The 17,168-nt window shown below is 72.3% G+C and carries 16 protein-coding genes and 1 tRNA gene; 13 read left to right on the top strand and 4 right to left on the bottom strand.

Annotation, left to right across the window (positions count from 1 at the left end):
* Positions 1-161 precede the first annotated feature (161 nt).
* Positions 162-416, top strand: coding sequence for a hypothetical protein (locus J8M50_RS08965; protein ID WP_010350214.1), 255 nt, complete (start codon positions 162-164; stop codon positions 414-416).
* 15 nt (positions 417-431) lie between these two features.
* Here J8M50_RS08965 and J8M50_RS08960 read toward each other — a convergent pair whose 3' ends face one another.
* Positions 432-1,478: a LacI family DNA-binding transcriptional regulator gene (locus J8M50_RS08960; protein ID WP_029183342.1), complete on the bottom strand. Its 1,047-nt coding sequence runs from the start codon at positions 1,476-1,478 to the stop codon at positions 432-434.
* 350 nt (positions 1,479-1,828) lie between these two features.
* Between J8M50_RS08960 and J8M50_RS08955 the strand changes: the two genes are divergently transcribed.
* From J8M50_RS08955 to J8M50_RS08940, 4 genes are all read left to right on the top strand, one after another.
* Entirely contained in the window at positions 1,829-3,166 is a 1,338-nt protein-coding gene (locus tag J8M50_RS08955) for an ABC transporter substrate-binding protein (protein WP_029183343.1), read from the top strand.
* 5 nt (positions 3,167-3,171) lie between these two features.
* Positions 3,172-4,185 carry a carbohydrate ABC transporter permease gene (locus J8M50_RS08950; RefSeq protein WP_010350217.1) on the top strand — a complete coding sequence of 338 codons (1,014 nt, stop codon included), beginning with the start codon at positions 3,172-3,174 and terminating at the stop codon, positions 4,183-4,185.
* 10 nt (positions 4,186-4,195) lie between these two features.
* Positions 4,196-5,104, top strand: coding sequence for a carbohydrate ABC transporter permease (locus J8M50_RS08945; protein WP_010350218.1), 909 nt, complete (start codon positions 4,196-4,198; stop codon positions 5,102-5,104).
* A 234-nt stretch (positions 5,105-5,338) separates the two neighbouring features.
* Positions 5,339-6,772, top strand: coding sequence for a GH1 family beta-glucosidase (locus tag J8M50_RS08940; protein ID WP_010350219.1), 1,434 nt, complete (start codon positions 5,339-5,341; stop codon positions 6,770-6,772).
* A 102-nt stretch (positions 6,773-6,874) separates the two neighbouring features.
* Here the strand turns inward: J8M50_RS08940 and J8M50_RS08935 are convergent, their stop codons facing one another.
* The gene (locus tag J8M50_RS08935; RefSeq protein WP_010350220.1) at positions 6,875-7,738 is read right to left on the bottom strand and encodes a spermidine synthase; all 864 of its coding nucleotides are present in this window, start codon (positions 7,736-7,738) and stop codon (positions 6,875-6,877) included.
* Positions 7,739-7,859: 121 nt separating this feature from the next.
* Positions 7,860-8,249 carry a hypothetical protein gene (locus tag J8M50_RS08930; RefSeq protein WP_010350221.1) on the bottom strand — a complete coding sequence of 130 codons (390 nt, stop codon included), beginning with the start codon at positions 8,247-8,249 and terminating at the stop codon, positions 7,860-7,862.
* Positions 8,250-8,533: 284 nt separating this feature from the next.
* Between J8M50_RS08930 and J8M50_RS08925 the strand changes: the two genes are divergently transcribed.
* Positions 8,534-9,994, top strand: a complete 1,461-nt coding sequence (locus tag J8M50_RS08925; RefSeq protein ID WP_010350222.1) for an NsdA family TPR-like regulatory protein — start codon at positions 8,534-8,536, stop codon at positions 9,992-9,994.
* Between the two features lie 67 nt (positions 9,995-10,061).
* Here J8M50_RS08925 and J8M50_RS08920 read toward each other — a convergent pair whose 3' ends face one another.
* On the bottom strand, positions 10,062-10,655 hold the full coding sequence (locus J8M50_RS08920; protein WP_010350223.1) for a histidine phosphatase family protein: 594 nt from the start codon (positions 10,653-10,655) through the stop codon (positions 10,062-10,064).
* A 189-nt stretch (positions 10,656-10,844) separates the two neighbouring features.
* Between J8M50_RS08920 and J8M50_RS08915 the strand changes: the two genes are divergently transcribed.
* The 7 genes from J8M50_RS08915 (at position 10,845) to J8M50_RS08885 (ending at position 17,167) form a co-directional block, all read left to right on the top strand.
* Complete coding sequence (locus tag J8M50_RS08915; protein ID WP_010350224.1) at positions 10,845-11,786, top strand: phosphatase PAP2 family protein; 942 nt, start codon at positions 10,845-10,847, stop codon at positions 11,784-11,786.
* A complete protein-coding gene (locus J8M50_RS08910; RefSeq protein WP_010350225.1) occupies positions 11,737-12,900 on the top strand; it encodes a hypothetical protein in 1,164 nt (387 codons plus the stop codon). Before J8M50_RS08915 ends, J8M50_RS08910 begins: the two co-directional genes overlap by 50 nt.
* Positions 12,891-14,480: a hypothetical protein gene (locus tag J8M50_RS08905; protein ID WP_059047587.1), complete on the top strand. Its 1,590-nt coding sequence runs from the start codon at positions 12,891-12,893 to the stop codon at positions 14,478-14,480. Before J8M50_RS08910 ends, J8M50_RS08905 begins: the two co-directional genes overlap by 10 nt.
* Positions 14,477-15,811 carry an AAA domain-containing protein gene (locus tag J8M50_RS08900; protein ID WP_010359775.1) on the top strand — a complete coding sequence of 445 codons (1,335 nt, stop codon included), beginning with the start codon at positions 14,477-14,479 and terminating at the stop codon, positions 15,809-15,811. The genes J8M50_RS08905 and J8M50_RS08900 overlap by 4 nt, the downstream gene beginning before the upstream one ends.
* Before the next feature lie 130 nt (positions 15,812-15,941).
* A complete protein-coding gene (locus tag J8M50_RS08895) occupies positions 15,942-16,322 on the top strand; it encodes a DUF8844 domain-containing protein (RefSeq protein WP_010359773.1) in 381 nt (126 codons plus the stop codon).
* Positions 16,323-16,518: 196 nt separating this feature from the next.
* The gene (locus J8M50_RS08890) at positions 16,519-17,103 is read left to right on the top strand and encodes a bifunctional DNA primase/polymerase (RefSeq protein ID WP_010359772.1); all 585 of its coding nucleotides are present in this window, start codon (positions 16,519-16,521) and stop codon (positions 17,101-17,103) included.
* Positions 17,094-17,167, top strand: a tRNA-Lys gene (locus J8M50_RS08885). Before J8M50_RS08890 ends, J8M50_RS08885 begins: the two co-directional genes overlap by 10 nt.
* Position 17,168 lies beyond the last annotated feature (1 nt).

Below are 17,168 nucleotides of genomic sequence, written 5' to 3'. Positions count from 1 at the left end.
CGGGTCATGGCGGGGGGCGTACCGTCGAGGTGTGAGCCGTTCGTGTGGTTGGGAGGCTCGTCATGTCGTACCAGGGATGGACCAGTCCTACGCCTCCGCCGGTAGCGCCGCGTGCGCGTACCCGTCGTAGGCATCGGCCCCGGTGGCGGGCGCTCACGTGGGTGATTCTGGGGTTCAACGCGTTGATGCTGGTGTGGCTCGTCACCGGGGTCAATGCCGCGTCCGACGGCGGCGAGGACTGCGGGACCAGCAAGGCGTGTCAGGACGCCAACGACGCCGGAACCGCCATCGGCGCGGGGATCATCATCTTCCTCTGGGTCGCCGGCGCCATCATCCTCGGCGTGATCTGGCTCGTCACCAACAGGTCCGCAGACCGCGCTGCCCGGCGTCAACCACCCCCGCCCGACCGCTGGTGAGTGGAGTCCCCGGCCTCAGGAAGACGCCCGCACCACCAGCTCCGTAGCCGCCACGATCTGCCTCCGCTCCAACCCCCGCGACACCGCCGGACGGCGATCCGCGATCTCGGTCAGGAGGAGGTCCAGCATGTGGCGGCCCATCTCCTCGATCGGCTGGCGGACGCTCGTGAGGGGCGGGTCCATGTGGCGGGCGATGGCGGAGTCGTCGTACCCCACCAGAGCTACGTCCTCAGGGGTACGGCGGCCGGCCTCGCGGAGGGCCTGACGGGCGCCCGCGGCCATGACGTCGGAGCCGGCGAAGACCGCGTCCAGCAGGGGGGCACGGGACAGCAGGCGCTGGGCCGCCCGGTAACCGCTCTCCTCCGTGAAGTCCCCGGCCTCGATCAGCGGCTCCCGGCCCGCGTCCTCCATCGCGTCCCGGTACCCGTCGACGCGCCGCTGCGCGCCGTACACGTCCGGCAGCCCGGTGATGTGCGCGATCCGTTCCCGCCCCCGCGACAGCAAATGCTCGGCGGCGCTGCGGCCACCGCCGTAGTTGTCGGAGTCGACGGACGGCAGCGTCTCGGCGGCGGAGCGGGGGCCGCTGATGACGGAGGGGATCTCCAGCTGGGCGAGCAGGTCGGGGAGGGGGTCGTCGGCGTGGACGGAGACGAGGAGGACGCCGTCCACGCGGTGCGCGGCGAGGTACTGCGCGAGCCGCTTCCGCTCCCGGTCGCTGCCCGCGAAGATCAGTAGCAACTGCATCTCGGTGTCGGAGAGTTCGGCGCCGACACCACGCAGGATGTCGGAGAAGTACGGCTCGGAGAAGAACCGCGTCTCGGGCTCGGGGACGACGAGCGCTATCGCGTCGGTACGGTTCGCGGCGAGCGCGCGGGCGGCGGTATTAGGGACGTACCCCAACTCCGCGACGGCGGCCTCGACGGCGGCGCGCGTCGCGTCGGAGACCCGGGGGGAGCCGTTGATCACGCGGGAGACGGTGCCCCGGCCGACCCCCGCGCGTGCGGCCACTTCCTCCAGGGTCGGGCGGCCACCGCTGCGCCCTCGCGCTCCGTGGGTTGCCATGGGCCCCGCCTTCCCTCGTCCGCTACGCACTGGCCTGGAATCTAACAGCCCTGTCCTGACATGAAACGGCCCGCACCTCACCCTCGCCAGCGGGATCGGTCCGGCCGAAAACCGCCCCACCCCGCTTCCAGTTAACGTCCCGATAACTGAACGCATCTCTCCGCGTCGACTCCCTTGACACCCCCGCCGGAACCGACGAACCTTCAACACATCACTTGTGGGAGCGCTCCCACACTACCTGACACATACACATCCCGCACGTTCCCCGCCCGAGCCGCAGCGAGAAAACAACGGGCCCAACCATGCACGTTGGCCGGGGGGTCGGCACGTCAGGGCAACAGGAGGACGCAATGCGAGCACGTTCCCGAACCTCCCGTCGGGTGGTGGTCCTGGCGGCTGTCGCGTCGCTGGGCGCCGGGCTGCTGGCCGGCTGTGCCGACGACGGCGACAAGGCATCCGACGACCCGTCGGCGTCGTCCGGCGGCGGTGGCGGCAAGGGGCAGACGACGATCACCCTCGGCCTCTTCGGCACCATGGGCTTCAAGCAGGCCGGTCTCTACACCGAGTACGAGAAGCTCCACCCCGACATCAAGATCGCCGAGAACGTCGTCGAGCGGAACGAGAACTACTACCCGGCGCTGCTCAACCACCTGACCACCAACGCCGGCCTGATGGACGTCCAGGCCATCGAAGTCGGCAACATCGCGGAGATCGTCGCGACGCAGGCGGACAAGTTCGAGGACATCGGCAAGGCGGAGGGGGTCGTCAAGAGCAACTGGCTGGACTGGAAGTGGTCGCAGGGCACGACCAAGGACGGCAAGACGATCGCTCTCGGCACGGACGTCGGCCCGATGGGCATCTGCTACCGCAAGGACATGTTCCAGGCGGCGGGGCTGCCCACCGACCGCGACAAGGTGAGCCAGCTGTGGGCCGGCGACTGGAAGAAGGTCGTCAGCGTCGGTGAGCAGTACAAGTCCAAGGCGCCGAGCGGCACTTACTTCATGGACTCGCCGGGCGGGCTGTTCAACGCGATCGTCGGCAGCGGCCCGGAGAAGTTCTACGACAAGAACGGCGAGGTCGTCTACAAGAAGAACCCGGCGGTGCGGGCCGCGTTCGACATCGCCGGTGACGCCGCCAAGAAGGGCCTGGTCCAGCCGGTGACGCAGTTCCAGCCGAACTGGGACCAGACCATCGCCAACAGCAAGTTCGCGGCGGTGTCCTGCCCGCCGTGGATGCTCGGCACCCTGAAGGAGAAGTCGAAGCCCGACGCGGCCGGCAAGTGGGACGTCGCGCAGGCGCCGAAGGCCGCCAACTGGGGCGGCAGCTTCCTCGCCGTCCCCAAGGCCAGCAAGCACGCCAAGGAGGCCCAGGCGCTGGTGACTTGGCTGACCCAGCCCGAGCAGCAGGCCAAGCTCTTCGCCATCCAGGGCAGCATCCCGAGCACACCCGCCGCGTACACCTCGCCCCAGGTCCTCGACGGCAAGAACGCGATGACCGGTGACGCGCCGATCGGCAAGATCTTCACCGAGGCCGCCAAGAACGTGTCGGTGCAGCCGATCGGCCCGAAGGACCAGATCATCCAGCAGGGCATGACCGACAACGGCGTGTTCCTGGTGACGAAGGGCAAGTCGATCCAGGAGGCATGGGACACCGCCACCAAGACCATCGACAACAACCTGGACAAGTGACCCGCATGGCCAGTCATGACACCGCCGCGCCCCCCGCGAAGGGGGGCGCGGCCCCGGGCCGCCCCGAGCCCGGTGAGCCCTCCGAGGCGGATCGAAAGCACCGGGCCCGGCTCTCGCGGCGCTGGCAGCGGGACCTCAAGTGGAGCCCGTACGCGTTCGTTTCGCCGTTCTTCCTGCTCTTCCTGGCCTTCGGCCTGTTCCCGCTGGTCTACACCGGCTGGGCCTCGCTGCACCAGGTCGAGCTGACGGCCCCCACCGACATGAAGTGGGTGGGGCTGCGCAACTACACGCGGATCTTCGACGACGACTTCTTCTGGAACGCGGCGAAGAACACGCTGACGATCGGCATCATCTCAACCGTCCCGCAGCTGCTGATGGCGCTGGGGCTCGCCCACATCCTCAACTACCGTCTGCGCGCCTCGACTTTCTACCGGGTCGTCATCCTCGCGCCGTACGCGACGTCCATCGCCGCCGCCTCGCTCGTCTTCGTGCTGCTCTTCGGCCACGACTACGGGATGATCAACTGGGGCCTGGATCTGCTGGGTTTCGGCAAGGTCGACTGGCAGAGCGACAAGTGGCCCTCCCAGATCGCCGTTTCGACGATCATCATCTGGCGGTGGACCGGCTACAACGCGCTGATCTACCTCGCCGCGATGCAGGCGATCCCCAACGATCTGTACGAATCAGCGGCGTTGGACGGCGCGAGCCGCTGGAAGCAGTTCATCCACGTGACGCTGCCGTCGCTACGGCCGACGATCCTGTTCACGGTCGTCGTCTCCACGATCGGCGCGAGCCAGGTCTTCGGCGAGCCTTTGCTGTTCGACCCCAACAAGGGCGCGTCGGGCGGGGCGGAGCACCAGTTCCAGACGCTCGGCCTCTATCTGTACGAACAAGGCTGGGTCAACCAGCACTTGGGCCGCGCCTCGGCGATCGCCTGGACGATGTTCCTGATCCTCATCGTGATCGGCATCGTCAACTACGTCATCTCGCGCCGCCTGCGCGCCAGCAGTGGCAGTTAGGAGTACGACGGTGACGACGACGTTGCCCAAGCCCGTCCCGGAGGAGACGGCACCCAGGCCCACGCGCCGCCGCCTCGCCAAGTCGGGCCGCGCGGGAGGGCAGTTGTACGCCGGCCCGATCGCCTACATCATCCTCGGGCTGTTCACGTTCGGCTCGCTGGCCCCGCTGATCTGGACGGCGGTCGCGGCCTCGCGCGACACCAACCGGCTGGCCCAGACGCCTCCCCCGTTCTGGTTCGGCTCCAACCTCTTCACGAACCTCGACAAGGCGTGGGGGGACGCCAATCTCGGCAAGGCGTTCTTCAACACCACGATCGTGGCCGGGACTTCATCGATCACCATCGTGATCCTGTCGACCATCGCCGGGTTCGCGTTCGCCAAACTCCGGTTCCGGGGGCGGGGCGCGATGATGCTGATCGTCATCGGGACGATGATGGTGCCGCCGCAGCTCAGCATCATCCCGCTGTACATGATGGTCGCGAAGCTGGAGTGGACCGACCAGCTCCAGTCCGTCATCCTGCCGTCGCTGGTGAGCGCGTTCGGGGTGTTCTTCATGCGGCAGTACCTGATCCAGGCGTTGCCCGACGAACTCATCGAGGCGGCCCGGGTGGACGGCGCGAGCAGCTGGCGGATCATCTGGCACGTCGTGTTCCCCGCCGCGCGGCCGGCGATGGCCGTCCTCGGCATGCTGACGTTCGTCCAGTCCTGGAACGACTTCCTGTGGCCGTTCCTCGTGCTGAGCCAGACCGGCAACCCGACGGTCCAGGTCGCGCTGGCCGGACTCGGCCGCGGCTACACCCCCGACCAGTCCCTCATCATGGCCGGCGCCTTCCTCGGCACGGTTCCCCTCCTGATCGTCTTCGCCATCTTCGGCAAGCAGATCGTGGGCGGGATCATGCAGGGGGCGGTCAAGGGCTGAGCGAGGAGCGGGAGTTGAGGGAGTTGGCCGGAATCTCCGAGTCGGCGGCGGGTATTTTCCACTGATCCGGATACGGCCAACTCCCCCCGCTCGTCGGCCTCCTGACCGTCATCCGCTCAACTCTCCTCGTCCGTCCCCCACTTCAGTCTCCCGGCACGACTCTCCGCAGGCTCACCCCCACCATCCCCCCTCCACTCTCCGTCGGTCTCGACGACCACCTATGGGAGCGCTTCCATGTCTGAGCCCATTACGCCCGTCTCCTTCCCCTCCACCTTCCTCTGGGGCGCCGCCACCTCCGCGTACCAGATCGAGGGGGCGGTACGGGAAGGCGGCCGTACCCCGTCGATCTGGGACACCTTCAGCCGTACGCCGGGGAAGACCGCCGGTGGTGAGACCGGTGACATCGCTGTCGACCACTACCACCGCTACCGCGACGACGTGGCGCTGATGGCGGACATGGGCCTGACCGCCTACCGCTTCTCCGTCTCCTGGTCGCGGGTGCAGCCCACCGGGCGCGGGCCCGCCGTCCAGGTCGGCCTCGACTTCTACCGGCGGCTCGTGGACGAGCTGCTCGCGGCCGGGATCAAACCGGCGCTCACGCTCTACCACTGGGACCTGCCGCAGGAGCTGGAGGACGCGGGGGGCTGGCCGGCGCGGGACACGGCGCTGCGGTTCGCGGAGTACGCGCAGATCGTCGGCGAGGCGCTCGGGGACCGGGTGGAGCACTGGATCACCCTCAACGAGCCCTGGTGCAGCGCCTTTCTGGGGTACGGATCCGGGGTGCACGCGCCCGGGCGGACCGACCCGGCCGCCGCGCTGAAGGCCGCCCACCATCTCAACCTCGGCCATGGTCTTGCCACTTCGGCGCTGCGGTCGGTGATGCCGGCCCGCAACTCGGTGGCGCTCAGCCTCAACTCCCATGTCCTGCGGCCCCTTTCGCAGGATCCCGCCGACCTCGCGGCCGTCCGCAAGATCGACGACCTCGCGAACGGGATCTTCCACGGGCCGATCCTGCACGGCGCGTACCCGGAGAGCCTGCTGGCGGCGACCTCGTCCGTCACCGACTGGTCCTTCGTCCAGCACGGCGATCTGCGCACCGCGAACCAGTCGTTGGACGCGCTCGGGCTCAACTACTACTCCCCGACGCTGGTTTCGGCGGGCGGGGCGCCGACGAAGGCGCGGCGGGCCGACGGGCACGGGGCCAGTGAGCACACGCCCTGGCCCGCCGCCGACGACGTCGCCTTCCACCAGACCCCGGGCGAGCGTACGGAGATGGGGTGGACCATCGACGCGACCGGGCTCCACGAGCTGATCATGCGGTACACCCGCGAGGCGCCCGGGCTCCCCCTCTACATCACCGAGAACGGCGCCGCCTACGACGACAAGCCCGACCCCGACGGGCGCGTCCACGATCCCGAGCGGATCGCCTACCTCCACGCCCACCTCGCCGCCGTCCGCCACGCCCTCGCGGACGGGGCGGACGTCCGCGGGTACTACCTGTGGTCGCTGCTCGACAACTTCGAGTGGTCCTACGGGTACGGGAAGCGGTTCGGGGCGGTGTACGTGGACTACGCGACGCTGGCCAGGACGCCGAAGTCGAGTGCGCTGTGGTACGGGCAGGTGGCCCGGACCGGGGTGCTGCCGGGGGAGGCGGGGGGCGAGGCCTAGTACCTCGGGGGTAACTCGGAGGTACTACACGTACGCGGGGTGCGGCACGGGGAGGGGACGTGCCGTGCCCCGTCCGTGTGCTCGGCGCCGGCCGCGGGGGCGTCAGCGGAACACCGACTCCGGTGGGGCCGGGGACGGGGTCGCCGAGGCGTCGGTGATCGGGGTGGCTCCGCCGGTGAAGTCGGTGAGGGGGCGGCCGTGTTCGATGCGGACGGGGTGGGGGTCCGTGGCGGCGCGGCGGGTCAGTTCGGGGAGGGGGAGGGGGGTGTCGGACGCCGTGAGGATCGCGTTGCCGAAGCGTTTGCCTCGCAGGACCGTGGGGTCCGCCAGGAGGGCGAGGTGGGGGAAGCGGGAGGCCGCCGTGGCTATCTGGGCGCGGAGGTGCGTCAGGGGCGGGCCGTCGGCCACGTTCGCGGCGTAGACCGCGCCCGGGCGCAGCGTGCGGCGGACCTCGTCCAGGAACTCCGTCGACGTCAGGTGGGCCGGGGTCCGCGCGCCGCTGAAGACGTCGGCGATCACGAGGTCCGCCCAGCCGTCGGGGACCTTCGCGAGCCCCTCGCGCGCGTCGGCCGAGCGGATCCGGATCCGGGCCGCCGGGTCCAGCGGGAGTTCCCTGCGGACGAGCTGGACGAGGCGCGCGTCCCGCTCGACGACCTGCTGGGTGGAGCGGGGGCGCGTCGCGGCGACGTACCGCGCGAGCGTGAGCCCGCCGCCGCCGAGGTGCACGGCCTGGATCGGCTTCCCCGGCGGTGCGACGAGGTCGATGACGTGCCCGAGCCGGCGCTGGTACTCGAACGACAGGAACCGCGGATCGTCGAGGTCCACGTGCGACTGCGGTGCCCCGTCGATGAGCAGCGTCCACGCCCGCGTGCGGTCCCGGTCGGGCACGAGCCGCGCCGTCCCGCCGTCGACCTCCTCGGCCACGCCCTCGGCGTCTGCCCGCCTGCCACCCTTGCCCTTCGCCATGCCCCCATCCTCGCAGCCAGGGCCGACACGTGCCGCTGACAGCGGCCGGCCTGTGGATAACCCTGCGCCGGGAAGGGCTGAGCACCTCCTGAAGGACCGTTTCCCCTCCCCCAGTGGCCGTTCACCGGCAGCTGTCCGCCGCCTCGATGAGCCGCGCCGCCTCCCCCAGGGCCCGGCGCAGCTGCGCCGGGTCCGTCGCGAGGTCCGTGTCGCCCGGTGGCAGGAGCCAGTCGGAGCCCTCCACGGGGGGTTCGGGGGCGAGGCGCAGGCCCCGGCCGTCCGTCTCCGTGCAGGTGCTGCCCGGGACGTCCCAGGCCGCCGCCGTGCCGGGCGGGACGAGGAAGCCGAGGGTGCGGCCGTCGTCGTCGTGCAGGACGGGGCCGACCGCGTCGCAGGCGCCGCGGCGGAGGATGTCGACCGCCTCCAGGCCCTGCCGTGTCGGCACCGTCACGAGATCGCACGGCGCCGGCGACGGCGTCGTACAGGGTTCGTTGCTCTGGCTGGTCTCCATGCCGGCCTCCACCGCGCAGCCCGATTGCAGTCCACAGCGTTCAACGCGCCACCGCGTCAACGGCTACGGCGGAAGTCAGCCGCAAAGGATGGCACTTCATGGCAGATCACGCATGAGATATCCGGTTTGTAGCCAAATCCTGTGTGGCGACCCCGGAACAGCAGGTACGTTCTTGCCCGCCGGAAACAGTTGGATACGGCCGTTACTGCCTGATACAGGGCTTTACTCGGCCAATTCTCCCTGGAACCGGCATGGTTCGACGGTTCGCACGAGAGGACCCGGCCATGGCGTCGTCAACGGTGACCCCACCCCGTCCCGACCGGCCCGCACACCCCAACCACGCCTTCCGGCGCCTGCGCGGACAGCGCTCGCCCGCCGAGTTCGCCGCCCTGGTGCGGCGCGCCGCGCGGGAGATCGGAGAGCGGGTCAGCTGTGACGCGCGTTACATCGGGCGGGTCGAGGCGGGCGAGATCCGCTGCCCCAACTACGCGTACGAACGGGTGTTCCTGCACATGTTCCCCGGTCGCACGCTCACCGACCTGGGCTTCGCCCCCCGCGCGTCCGTACGCGGGCGCGCAGCGCGCGATCCGGACAACGCGCCCCGCGCGCGCATCCCGAGCCCCGTACACACCACCGCGTCCGCGCGGGGGGCGGATGAACCGCGCGCGGCGGGTCATTCGTATGACACGCAGGACCCGTACGACACGCACCACGACCACGAGGAGAGCGACGTGCTGCGTCGCGCATTCATGACCGGCGGGGGCGCCACCGTGGCGGCCGTCTCGCTGGGCTCCCTGGGCCTCGCCACCGACGCGTACGCCTCCGGACGGCCCCCGCGCCGCGCCGGGGCGGGCGAGGCGGGCGCCCTGGAGGAAGCGGTCCGCAGAATCCGCCTGCTGGACGACCGGCACGGCGCGGACAGCCTGTACCGGCGTGCCGCCGAGCCGCTGCGCGCCGCGTACGCGCTGCTGGACGCCGGCACGACCCGCCGCACGACGGCGGACCGGCTGTACTCCGGCGCCGGGGAACTGGCGATCTCGGTGGGCTGGCTGGCCCACGACTCCGGGCGGTACGAGGAGGCCCGCTCGCACTACGCGGAGGCGCTGGCGACCGCCCGGATGACCGGCGACCGCGCGCTGGAGGCGCACGCCTTCTGCAACACGGCGTTCCTGTCGCGCGACGCGGGGCGCCCGCGCGAGGCGGTGCGCGCGGCACAGGCCGCCCAGCGTGTCGCGCGCCCGCTGGGCTCCGACCGGCTGCTGTCGCTGCTGTCCCTCAGGGAGGCAGGCGGCTGGGCCGGGCTCGGGGACCCTACCGGCTGCACCCAGGCGCTCACACGCGCGCACGCCCTGTACGAGCGAGGCCCCTCGGACGCCGACCCCGAGTGGATGAGCTTCTACGGGGAGGCGGAGCTGGCGAGCCTGGAGGCGCAGTGCTGGTCCGCCCTGGGCCACTGGTCGCGGGCCGCGCGCCGGGCGAGCGACGCCGCCGACCTCCAGGACCCCGACTTCAGCCGCAACATGGCGCTGTACACGGCCGAGCTGGCCGACGACCTCGCGCGCGACGGCCGTCCCGACGAGGCCGCGCGCGCGGGCCTGCGCGTCCTGGAGCTGCTGGGCCACGTCCAGTCGTCCCGGATCCGGGGGATGCTGGGCGACACCGCGCGCGTGCTGCTGCCGCACCGCAGGACGGCGGACGTCTCGGAGTTCCTGGAGCGACGGGTGCCGCGCCAGAGGGGGCGGTGACCCGCGCGGGCGGGCTTGCGGCGTCTCGCGCGCGGGTGCCCCGGATGACCGGGCGGTCCCGGGGTACCTACGAGAGGTGTCCCAGGTCGTTCCAGCTCTCGATCGCCGGCTGTCCGTAGGCCCAGCCCAGTACCGACAGGGAGGTCGGGTTGAGCCGTATCCGGGCCGCGAAGTCCAGCGGCAGGCCGAGCCAGCGGGCCCCTATGGAGCGAAGGATGTGCCCGTGGGCGAAGACCAGGACGTCCCGGTCGGCCTCGCGCGCCCACGCGACGACGTCGTCCGCGCGCGAGGTCACCTCCGCGACGCTCTCCCCCTCGGGCACGCCGTCGCGCCAGATGAGCCACCCGGGGCGGACGGCCTGGATCTCGGCGGGCGTGAGCCCCTCGTACGCGCCGTAGTGCCACTCCATGAGCGTGTCCCACTCGGTGGCGCGCTCCCCGAACCCGGCGATGTCGCACGTCTCGCGCGCGCGGGCCAGCGGACTCGTGCGGACCTCCACTCCCGTGAGACCGTCGTAGGGCATCCTGCGCAGCCGTTCGCCGAGCAGCTTGGCGCCCCGGCGGCCCTCCTCCAGGAGGGGGACGTCGGTCCTGCCGGTGTGCTTCCCGGACAGCGACCAGGCGGTCTGTCCGTGCCGGGCCAGCAGGATGCGCGGTGCCATGAGGGACCTTTCCGGGAGAAAAACGGGAGCGGAACTTCTCCATCATCGCGCACCGTGGATCAGGGCAACCCGGTGGGCGATCCCGACGTCTTCACAGGCCGAGGGCGCCCGGTCCGGGCGCGCACATACGCCGTAAAGTGACACGTCCGCACGGCATGTCCACCACGAATCGGAAGGGGAGGCGATCGGATGCCGAAGACCAAGACACCGGGCACCCAGGAGGCTCCCCCGGGACGGCTGCGCTGGTGGACGGAGCTGCCGCTGATCGTGCTGGTGTACGCGTGCTACTCGGCGGGCCGCCTCCTGGCGCGCGGGGACGTGTCGACGGCCGTGGACCACGGCCTGACGCTCCTCAGAGTCGAGAAGGCGCTGCACATCAACGCGGAGCACCCGCTGAACCGGCTGTTCACGCGCGAGGCGTGGCTCGGCGTCCCGGCGGACTTCTGGTACGCGTCGCTGCACTACGTGGTGACCCCGGTGATCTTGATCTGGCTGTTCCGCTCGCGCACGGTGCGCTACCGCGCGGCGCGCACGTGGCTGATGACGTCCACGTTCATGGGCCTGATCGGCTTCACGCTGCTGCCGACCTGCCCGCCCCGGCTGCTGGACGCGGGGCACGGTTTCGTGGACACGATGGCGCAGTACAGCTCGTACGGCTGGTGGGGCGGCGAGGCGAGCGCCCCGCGCGGGCTCGGCGGCATGACGAACCAGTACGCGGCGATGCCGAGCCTGCACGTGGGCTGGGCGCTGTGGTGCGGGGTGATGCTGTGGCGGTTCGGCGGGTCGCGCTGGACGAAGGCGGCCGGCGTCGCCTACCCGCTGATCACGACGATCGTGGTCATGGGCACGGCGAACCACTACTTCCTCGACGCGGTCGCGGGGGCCGCCGTGATGGGCGTCGGGCTGCTGCTGACGCCGTTCGTGATGCGTGGCGCCGACCGGCTCAAGTCCCGTTTCCTGCCGGTCAAGGCGCATGTCGCAGCCGTCCCGGCAGCCTCACGGACCCCGATTGTCAGTGGCGGATGCCAGACTTCGACGGGTGAGCACTTCTCCCGGCCCCGCGACTCCCGAGCCGAGCCGAGTGCCTCCTCCGCGGACGCGGGGGACGGCGCTCCGGCACCAGCTCGCTGAGCTGCGCGGACCCGACGTCCCGGCCAAGGCGCTGGACGCCCGCGCCCTCGCGGCGCTCGCCGCGAACCCGGGCTGCGGGCGGCGCGCGCTCCTCGACGGCGCGGGGGTGGACAAGACGGCGCTGGCGAGCGCGCTGGGGTCCCCCGCGGTCTTCGGCCAGTCCCAGTTCGCGCTGACGCGCGGGAACGCGTTCGAGGCGAAGGTCAAGGCCGACGGCGGCGCGGAACTCCTGCGCCTGGCGCACGCGGCGCTGGACGCGTCCGCCGAGCCGCCCGCCTCGGCCGCCGTCCCGGACCTGACGGCCGCGGGCCCCGAGGGGCGTACGGCGCGTACGGCGCTGGCGCTGCGCGAGGCGGCCTCCGCGCCGGGGGCGTGGACGCTGCTGGACCACCCGATGCTCGCGCTGGACGTGGCCGGTTCGCCCGCCTTCCTGGAGCCCGACGCAGTCGTGGTGCACCCGGACGGGGTGTGGACGGTCGTCGAGATCAAGTCGTTCCCGATGCTGGACGGTTCGGCGGACCCGGCGAAGGTGGGCGCGGCGGCCCGGCAGGCGGCGGTGTACGTGCTGGCGCTGGAGCAGGTCGCCGCGCAACTGCCGGTCCCCCCGCGCGTGCGCCACAGCGTCCTGCTGGTCTGCCCGAGGGACTTCTCCAACCTCCCCACGGCGTCCGCGGTCGACGTCCGCAAGCAGCGCGCGGTGACGGCCCGCCAGCTGGCCCGCCTCACCCGCATCGAGGACATCGCCGCCGGCCTCCCCGAGGGCACCTGCTTCGCCCCGTCCCTCCCCGCCGAGCAGCTCACGGCGGCCGTCGAGTCGGTGCCCGCGACGTACTCGCCGGAGTGCCTCGCCACCTGCGAACTCGCCTTCCACTGCCGGGCCCGCTCCCGGGCGACGGGCGCCGTCACGACGCTGGGCCGCTCGACCCGGGCGGAGCTGGGCGGCCTGAGCAGGGTGGAGGACGTCCTGGCCGCCGCGCGCGGCGAGGAGGGCGACCCGGACGACCCGGCCGTGGCGGCGCTGCGCAGAGCGGCACAGCTGCGCGCGGAGGCGCTCGCGGGATCGGTCTCCGGCAGCCCGGCGAACCCCCTTCGCGAGGTGACCCCATGTCGCTGATCTCCACCCTCGCGCGCCTGGAGGCCGACTCCACGGGCCGCGCGCAGCCGACGGCGACCGTCCTGCACCGGCATCTGTCCGAACGCCCCATGGTGCTGGTCCCGTTGATCACGGGCGGTGAGGCGGGGGCGCCGCTCGGCGCGCTCGTGGGGACGGACCGCGACGCCCCGCGCCTGTTGGCCGTACCGCAGCCGCGCAACCCGGAGCTGCGGTTCGCGTTCCTGTCGCGGCTCGCCGACGTCGTCCTGCCGTACATCGACGAGTACGGCGAGCTGGTGGAGGCGGCCGAGCGCAATGAGACCGACCCGGAGACGGGGAAGCGGGTCAAGGTCGAGGTCGAGCTGTGCGCGGACGCACCGCAGCTGATCGTGCCGAGCCGGGGCGGCGTGGACCTGCTGCGCCTGCTGGGGCGGTCGATGCGGTTCCGGCGTACGGCGGAGCAGGACCCGCAGGCGCCCTATCCGGCGCCCCCGCGCGTGCCGTTGCTGGGGCGCTGGCTGACGCACTACGCGGAGCGCGCGCGGGTGCCGGGCTCGTCGCTGCTGCTGGCGCTGACGGACGTCCTGGCGCTGCACTGGGCGACGGGACAGTCCTCCCTGGAGGACCAGCACCTGGGGTCGCTGCTGGCGTGGATCGATCCCCCCGAGGGCGCGTCCGGCGCGCGGGAGGCGCTGCGGGTGGAGCTGGCGCGGGACGACGACGGCCAGTTGACGCACCCCCCGGCGGGGCCCGCGACGGACCCGGCGTTCGACAACAAGCTGCTCGCCCCGGCGATCGAGCGCTACGACCGCGCGCGCACCGCGCTGGCGCTCGCCGAGGACGGCCTGGAGGCCGACGACCGGCTGGGCGACCTGACCGCCGCTGAGGAGCGCGTCCGGGAGCTGGTGCTGAGCCGGACCCTGCCGACCTGGGAGCGCGTGTGGCGGGGCCTGGACCTGCTGCGGGAGCTGCCGCCGGGGGCGCACGTCGAGGAGCGGTGGACGCGCGACCGCTGGTCGTTCACCGGCCACCGTGACCGCGTGCGTGCGGGTGAGCCGCCGCAGCCGCGCCGGGACGACGCCGTGACGGCCGCGAACAAGCTGGCCACGCGCGAGCGCGAGCAGGCCCGTCTGGACGCGCAGGAGGCCCTGGACGACCCGCTGGTGATGGCCGGCCGGCGGCTGACCGGCGAGGCGTTCGCCGGTGAGGTCGTCGACGTCGAGATGGCCTACAGCGAGGGCCGCTCCCCGCGTCCGCGCCCGCTGGTGACCGTCCGTACCGACGACCGCCCGCACCTGGGCGAGCGCGCGAAGGTGTACCGCTCCCTCGCGGGCAAGCCCCAGGCGGCCGAGTTCGTCGCCGCCGAGGCGGACGGCGTCCTGACCCTGCGGCTCCTCGACAAGATGGGCCGCGGCAAGGAGCCCGACCAGGGCTCCGTGCCCGAGAAGGGCGACCGTGTCTGCTGGACCACGTTCGAGCACGAGCAGCGCGGCGGCGCGAAGCTCCCCGACCCCGAGGACACGCCGTGGACGCACGGCGGCCCGCCGGGCGAGCCGGTGCTCGAAGCGGCCGACCCGGTGACCGAGGAGGACGTCCTGTGACCACCGTCTTCGACCCCGGTACGGCCGCCGCCCAGGCCACCGACGCGATCCTGCGCGACACCCTGCACGGCACCGCGCGCGGGGTCGTCGTCGACTCGCCCCCGGGCGCGGGGAAGTCGACCCTCGTCGTGCGCGCGGCCCTCGAACTCGCGGACGCCGGGCGCTCCTTGATGGTCGTCGCGCAGACCAACGCGCAGGTGGACGACCTGGTCCTGCGGCTCGCCGAGAAGGCGCCGGAGCTGCCGGTGGGGCGCCTGCACAGCAGTGACGCGGACGCGTACGACAAGGCGCTGGACGAGCTGCCGGCCGTCCGGACGTCGGCGAAGGCGGCGGATCTCGCGGGGCTGCCGGTGGTGATCTCGACGGCGGCGAAGTGGGCGCACGTGAAGGTCGACGAGCCGTGGCGGCACGCGATCGTGGACGAGGCGTACCAGATGCGCTCGGACGGGCTGCTGGCCGTCGCCGGGCTGTTCGAGCGGGCGCTGTTCGTGGGCGACCCGGGCCAGCTGGACCCCTTCGCGATCGTCGGCAGCGAGCAGTGGGCGGGGCTGTCGTACGACCCGTCCGCGTCGGCCGTGACGACGCTGCTGGCGCACAACCCGGGGCTCCCCCAGCACCGCCTGCCGGTGTCCTGGCGGCTCCCGGCGTCGGCGGCGCCGCTGGTGTCGGACGCGTTCTACCCGTACACGCCGTTCCGCAGCGGCACCGCGCACGCGGACCGGCGCCTGACGTTCGCCGTGCCCTCCGACGGCTCCGGCCCCGACCGGGTCATCGACGAGGCCGCGGAGTCCGGCTGGGGCCTGCTGGAGCTGCCCGCGCGCCACACCCCGCGCACCGACCCGGAGGCCGTCCGCGCGGTCGCCACGGTCGTACGGCGCATGCTGGACCGGGGCGGCGCGGCGACGTCCGAGCGCTCGCCGGACCCGGCGCCGGTGACGGCCGCGCGGATCGCCGTCGGTACGGCCCACCGCGACCAGGCGGCGGCCGTCCGCGCGGCGCTGGCGGACCTGGGCGTGAGCGACGTCACCGTGGACACCGCGAACCGCCTCCAGGGCATGGAGTTCGACGTCACGGTCATCCTGCACCCCCTCTCGGGCCGCCCCGACGCGACGGCCTTCCACCTGGAGACGGGCCGCCTGTGCGTGCTGACGTCCCGCCACCGGCACGCGTGCGTGGTGGTGTGCCGGGAGGGCGTGAGCGACCTGCTGGACGACTACCCGTCCACGGAGCCGGTGCAGTTGGGGACGCTGGTGAAGTTCCCGGACGGCTGGGAGGCGAACCATGCCGTGCTGGGGCACCTCGCGGAGCACCGGGTGCGCTGGAGACCCTGACGTACCCGCGCGCGGGAACACCCGTCACTCCTCGCGCGTTGGTTCTCGGGGTCACTGTCCGAATGCCTCTTGCGTATGCGGGGGACAATGGAGGGTGGTCCGGAATCGCACCGTACGAGGAGGAGAAGACATGGCGGAGCCCACGCCGCGTCGGAACGAACCGCGGCCACGCCCCGCGCCCCTGCTCTTCGAGCCCGCCCACGCGGCGGCCGACCCGGAGCACTTCTTCGACCTGGAGTCGATCGACGACCCCGCGGCGCTGTTCGCGCGCGCGAGCGAGCTCGCTCAGGCCTTCCAGGCCGCCGCGGACCGGGCGTCGGAGTTCCAGGCCATGGCCGCGGCCCAGCTCGCCGATCCCCGGCGGTTCGACCGGCTGACGCCCGCGGACCTCGCGGAGCGCGCGGAGTGGACCGAGGACTACGCGCGCAAGGTCGTGGAGTTCGGGCGGGACCTGCTGCGCGCCGAGGGCGAGAACGCCGGGGGGAGCCACAGCCGGGTGGAGCCCATCTAGAGCGCGGCGCCGCGGGGGGCTCGCGATCGGCCGTACGCGCGCGAGGGGGCCGTACACCGGTACGACCCTTCACCCCGTAGGACCCTCATCCGTCCGGCATATGCCAGCGGGGCAAGATACCGCTCCGGCCGTCACCTGTCCCCGTTTTCGGCAACTCTCCGGGATCTTCCGCTCACCCCCGGTAGACCTTTAGCCCATGAGCGGCTCTTGGGACGAGTGTGACGAGATCGGCGGGGTGACCCCGGACGGCGCGGCGTGGCTGGCTTCGGCGGGGGCGCACCCGCGCAGCCTGCTGTCCTTCTGGGAGGAACGGCCGGACGCGCCGGTCGTGCTGTCGTGCGGCGCGGTCTTCGACGTCGTGAGCACGGCGGCGGTCTTCGGCCGGCGGATGCTGGACCGCCTGTGGGGCGAGGGGGAGGGCACGGGCCCGGTGGCGGTCTTCCGGGGCCGGATGCTGCTGTTCGCCGCCCCTGGGACGGCGCAGCGCCTGCCGTCGCTGCTGTCCTGGGAGGAGTGGGGCGGCGACAGCCGCCGTACGGCGTGTCTCCCGCCGCTGCTGTGCCATGGCCCCGGCGACGCGATCACCGTCCCGCCGGTCGCCGGCGAGGCGACCTCGGCGGCGCGCTGGCTGGTCGCTCCGGACACGCGTCACCCCTGGCTGCCGGGGGCGGAAGTGCTGCTGTGGGCGGCGGTGCGGGCCGCGCGGGCGGCCGTACGTCTATCGATTTCGCCGGGTCCCGATCAGGGTGCTAAGGTCTACGACGTCAGCAGGCGCCGCTAGCTCAGTTGGTTAGAGCAGCTGACTCTTAATCAGCGGGTCCGGGGTTCGAGTCCCTGGCGGCGCAC

This window comes from Streptomyces acidiscabies, from assembly GCF_020010905.1.
Lineage (GTDB): Bacteria > Actinomycetota > Actinomycetes > Streptomycetales > Streptomycetaceae > Streptomyces > Streptomyces acidiscabies.
The sequence above is the reverse complement of the archived record's forward strand: the minus strand, read 5'-3'. Positions and strand labels throughout refer to the sequence as shown.

Excerpts from the sequence above, each read along its gene's own strand:
- J8M50_RS08960 (WP_029183342.1), bottom strand. The coding sequence starts at position 1,478 with ATGGCAACCCACGGAGCGCGAGGGCGCAGCGGTGGCCGCCCGACCCTG.
- J8M50_RS08955 (WP_029183343.1), top strand. The coding sequence starts at position 1,829 with ATGCGAGCACGTTCCCGAACCTCCCGTCGGGTGGTGGTCCTGGCGGCT.
- J8M50_RS08950 (WP_010350217.1), top strand. The coding sequence starts at position 3,172 with ATGGCCAGTCATGACACCGCCGCGCCCCCCGCGAAGGGGGGCGCGGCC.
- J8M50_RS08940 (WP_010350219.1), top strand. The coding sequence starts at position 5,339 with ATGTCTGAGCCCATTACGCCCGTCTCCTTCCCCTCCACCTTCCTCTGG.
- J8M50_RS08935 (WP_010350220.1), bottom strand. The coding sequence starts at position 7,738 with ATGGCGAAGGGCAAGGGTGGCAGGCGGGCAGACGCCGAGGGCGTGGCC.
- J8M50_RS08930 (WP_010350221.1), bottom strand. The coding sequence starts at position 8,249 with ATGGAGACCAGCCAGAGCAACGAACCCTGTACGACGCCGTCGCCGGCG.
- J8M50_RS08925 (WP_010350222.1), top strand. The coding sequence starts at position 8,534 with ATGGCGTCGTCAACGGTGACCCCACCCCGTCCCGACCGGCCCGCACAC.
- J8M50_RS08920 (WP_010350223.1), bottom strand. The coding sequence starts at position 10,655 with ATGGCACCGCGCATCCTGCTGGCCCGGCACGGACAGACCGCCTGGTCG.
- J8M50_RS08915 (WP_010350224.1), top strand. The coding sequence starts at position 10,845 with ATGCCGAAGACCAAGACACCGGGCACCCAGGAGGCTCCCCCGGGACGG.
- J8M50_RS08905 (WP_059047587.1), top strand. The coding sequence starts at position 12,891 with ATGTCGCTGATCTCCACCCTCGCGCGCCTGGAGGCCGACTCCACGGGC.
- J8M50_RS08895 (WP_010359773.1), top strand. The coding sequence starts at position 15,942 with ATGGCGGAGCCCACGCCGCGTCGGAACGAACCGCGGCCACGCCCCGCG.
- J8M50_RS08890 (WP_010359772.1), top strand. The coding sequence starts at position 16,519 with ATGAGCGGCTCTTGGGACGAGTGTGACGAGATCGGCGGGGTGACCCCG.